Source organism: Neoroseomonas rubea (assembly GCF_016106015.1).
GTDB lineage: Bacteria > Pseudomonadota > Alphaproteobacteria > Acetobacterales > Acetobacteraceae > Neoroseomonas > Neoroseomonas rubea.
Genome location: NZ_JACADQ010000383.1, coordinates 1 through 3830, shown reverse-complemented (window position 1 = coordinate 3830; position 3830 = coordinate 1). Strand labels below are relative to the sequence as shown.

Below are 3830 nucleotides of genomic sequence, written 5' to 3'. Positions count from 1 at the left end.
GAGCGCCGCGACCGCGCGGCGGTCGAGCTCGAGCGCGACCACCTCGGCCGCCGGCGTGGCGAGCAGCGCGCGCGTCAGGCCGCCTGGGCCGGGGCCGATTTCCAGCACGTGCCGGCCGGCAAGGTCGCCGGCGAGTCCGGCGATGCGCGCGCAGACTGCGGGGTCGAGCAGGAAATGCTGGCCGAGCGACTTCCGCGCATCGAGGCCGTGCTGCGCGACGGTCTCCCGCAGGCTCGGCAGGTCGGGCGTGGCCACCTCAGCCGCGGCGCGGCGGGGCCTGCCCGGCGGCCGGGGCGTCGCCGCCGCGGATCTCGATCTGCGCGCGCCGCTGGAGGTCACGCAGCACCTGGCGGGAGATCAGCTCGACGCGTTCGCGCAGCAGCCGCTCGCGGGCCTGCTCGGGCGTGACCTCGGCGATGTTGCGCGTCTCCCGCGCGCAGACGGCCATGATCATCACGCCGTCCGGGGTGATGATGGGCTGCGAGGGGCGGCCGATCGGCAGGTTGGTGAGCAGATCGCGCAGTTCCGGCGGATTGACGGTTTCCAGCCGGATCTGGCCCGGATCGGCGGGGCGGGGACCGCCGCGCGCGGCCGCCTCCACCGCGTCGCAGCCGCGCCCGGATTCGGAGATCTGCTGCGCGCGTTCCACCTGTCGGATCTGCTGCGCCGTGGGGGCGGCGGGGTTCAGCGCGCCCTCGAAGGGCAGGAAGGCCTGGCGCATCGTCAGCATCGTCGCCATGTCGCGGCCGGCGATGCGCTTCTGGCGCAACGTCACGATGACGAAGCCGCCCGCGACGCGGATCGGGCTGGAGATCGCTCCCTCGGGCATCTGCCGCACGATGGCGGCGACTTCCGGGTCGAGCCGCGCGGCATCGATCCATCCGAGGTCGCCGCCGAGCAGCGCGGTCTGCGCCTGACTGAACTGCGTCGCGACCATCGGGAACGGCGCGCCCTGGCGCAGACGGGAGATGATCTCGTCCGTGAAGCGCCGCACCTCCCCATCCTGGCCCGGGGTGTTCACGGGCAGGAAGATTTCGGACACGAGGAACTCGGGCTGGCCCTGGCGCGCGCGGGCGGCGGCGAGGAGCTCATTCACCTCGGCGTCGCCGATATTGGCCTGGGCGCCGAGCTGCGTGCGCAGCAGCCTGTTCCAGCCGACCTGCGCGCGGATCTGGTCATAGAGAACCCGCGGGTCGATGCCGGCGCGCTGAAGATTGGCGCGCAACCCGCCGGGCGGTAGGTTGTTGCGGCTTTCGATGTCGCCGACCGCATTGGCGATGTCCTGGTCGGTGACGGGGATTCGCCGCCGCGCGACTTCCTGGGTGCGCAGCCGCTCGTCGATCAGCAGGCGCAGGATCTGGTCGTTCGCGCGGCCGCCGACATCGCCGGTCATTCCGGCCGACAGTGCCAGCAGGCGACGGCGGCTCTCAACCTCGGCCAGCGTCACAACGTCGCCATTCACCACGGCGGCGACGCGGTTCACGCGCGCGCCCTGCGCCACGGCGTCGTCGGACAGCGGCAGGCCGCCGATCAGCAGCACGGCGAGGAACGCCGCCAGGCGACGGAGGGGGCGGGCGCGGTGCGGCGTCACATGTGTCATGGTGACCCTTTTCTATGCTCTGGGCACGGCGGCTGCCAGTCCGCCGTCAGATTGCACGGAAGCCGACATCGCCCACGGTCTTGAGGCCGATCCGGAACAGCAGGATCGTGCTGGCGGGATAGAGGTCGCTTGTGCCGGGAACTTCGGCGAAGCGCTTCAGGAATCGCGCCTCGAACAGGAAGCATTCATCCTCATAGGCGGCGGCGGCGGTCACGACGACGGGCCGTTCCTGTTCAAGATCATAGCGGCCGAAGGCGGAGACGCGCCAATTGCCGAAGCGCTGCGTGACGCCGAGCGCGACCTCGTCGCGTTCGCGCACGGGCGTCAGGTAGGGCACGGCCGGGGTGAACAGGTAGCCTGCGGTCAGCGTCGTCTGGCTCGTCAGGCTCACCGAGGCCGAAAGATCGAGGAAGCGAAGATCCCCACCATCCTGGGCGAAGCGGCCGCGGCCCATGAATTCGAGCCATGGCGTCGGCATCACGCGCGCCCGGCCGACCCAGTCCGAGGCCCGGTTCTCGAGCCCGCTGCCGGCGTAGAAGGGACCGCCGTCGCGCTGGACGCGATAGGAGGCGCCGGCGAGCCCTTCCAGCAGCCCGCCATTGGGGAAGTGCCAGGCGCCGCGCAGCGCGTAGTCGATGCGCGTGCCGCCTTCCTGCCGATCCCGACCGGTGAAGCGGTTGAGCGAGAAGAGATTCGCGTCGGTGTACTCGAAGTCGATGCTGTCCTCGTTCGGGATGCCGCTCTGCCGGCCGGTCAGGGGCCCGGTGACCATCTGCAGCCGGGGCTCGATCACCTGGTGGCCATATGCGCCGGCACGGCGGATGAAGGGCATGCGCCAGTCGAGCCCCGCCCGCACATTCGCCATCGTCGCCTGGCCCGCGTCGCGACCCGCGGCGAAGTTCGGCGCGTCGTTCAGGTCGGTGTAGTTGTACGCGGCGAGGTCAGACTGCGCGCGCAGCGTCCACAGGCCGCCCAGACGGTCCGTCGCCGGTAGCGCGTAGCCAAGACGCACCGCGGCGCGCTGCGTGTCGGTTCCACGGTCGCGGAAGGTGGCGAAGCTCCAGGTATCGACGGTGAAGGTGCCGCCGAGCGAATCGACCGGCGCTCGCCAGTCCCAATAGATGTTCGGGCCGACCACGGGGATGCGGCCATTGTCGTCCGTCTCGCGCAGGCCCTGGAAGGCGCGCGCGTCGATCCGCGCGTAGCTGTCCGCCCCCCAGAAGCCCTCGGTGAAGACGCTGCTGTCGAGCAGCCGCCGTGCGCCGTAGCGGTAGACGCGGAGGTAATCCTCCGAAGATGCGCGGTTCAGGTTGAAGCCGGCGCGCCATGTCTCGTCGATCGCGAAGCGCCCGCGGGAGAAGATGTGCCCGGCCCAGCCTTCCTGCGTGTTGGAGCTGCCGTCGAGATACCCGATCGAGCCTTCGGCCTCGATTTCGCCGAAGTTGAAGCGGCGGCGGTATTCGAGCCCGAGATTGGGCGCGGCGCTGGTGGCGATCTGCGGCCGCAGCACGAGTTCCTGGCTCTCGTCGATCGCCCAGTAGTAGGGCACTTCCGCGAAGGCCCCGAGGAAGTTGGTGATGCCGAAGGTGGGGCTGAGGAAGCCCGACTGGCGCGGCACGGATCCGGCCGGGTGCTGGAGATAGGGCGTCCAGAACAGTGGCACGCCGCCGAATTCCACCACCGCGTCGCGGTAGCGTGCCTGGCGGGCGGCATTGTCGATCGTGGCGGTGCGTGCCCGCAGCTGCCAGATGGGCGGTGCGAGCGGGTCCCGCTCGCAAGGGTCGCAGGCCGAATAGACGACGCGCGACAGGTCGAAGAAGTTGCCGTCCGTGCGCCGCGCGCCGGCGGCCGCCACGCGTCCGTTCTGCGCGAGCAGGCCGCGCAGCCCTTCGAGCACGCCGTCGCGGAACTGGTTCTGCAGCACGACGGATTCGGCAAAGACGACCTGCCCGTCCGCCTCGATCAGCTGGACATTACCGCGTGCGGTCGCGACGCCGGTGTTGCGGTCGTAGGTGAATTCATCGGCGCGTAGGACGCGGTTGCCCTGCCAGGCCTCGACCCTGCCGCGCGCGACGACGAGCGCGCGGTTCTGGTCATATTCGACCTCCTCCGCCGTGAAGGTGACGGGGTCGTTCTCGCCGGGGCGCGCGGCGGCGGGCGGCGGGGCGGCGGGCGCGCCCTGGCCTGGCATGACGGGTGCGATCGCGACCGGCGCGGCGATGGGCGGCTG

General features: G+C 71.0%; 3 protein-coding genes. All 3 read right to left on the bottom strand.

The annotated features are described in order from the left end of the window. On the bottom strand, positions 1–255 hold a 255-nt coding region (locus tag HW577_RS22245), incomplete at its 3' end, for an rRNA adenine N-6-methyltransferase family protein (RefSeq protein ID WP_332837784.1). Position 256: 1 nt separating this feature from the next. After that, the gene (locus tag HW577_RS22240; protein WP_198378300.1) at positions 257–1600 is read right to left on the bottom strand and encodes a peptidylprolyl isomerase; all 1344 of its coding nucleotides are present in this window, start codon (positions 1598–1600) and stop codon (positions 257–259) included. A 46-nt stretch (positions 1601–1646) separates the two neighbouring features. After that, positions 1647–3830: LPS-assembly protein LptD (locus HW577_RS22235; RefSeq protein ID WP_332837783.1), on the bottom strand; the 2184-nt coding region annotated here is incomplete at its 5' end.

Bases quoted from the DNA above. Each gene is read 5' to 3' on its own strand.
- HW577_RS22240 (WP_198378300.1), bottom strand. From the start codon at position 1,600: ATGACACATGTGACGCCGCACCGCGCCCGCCCCCTCCGTCGCCTGGCG.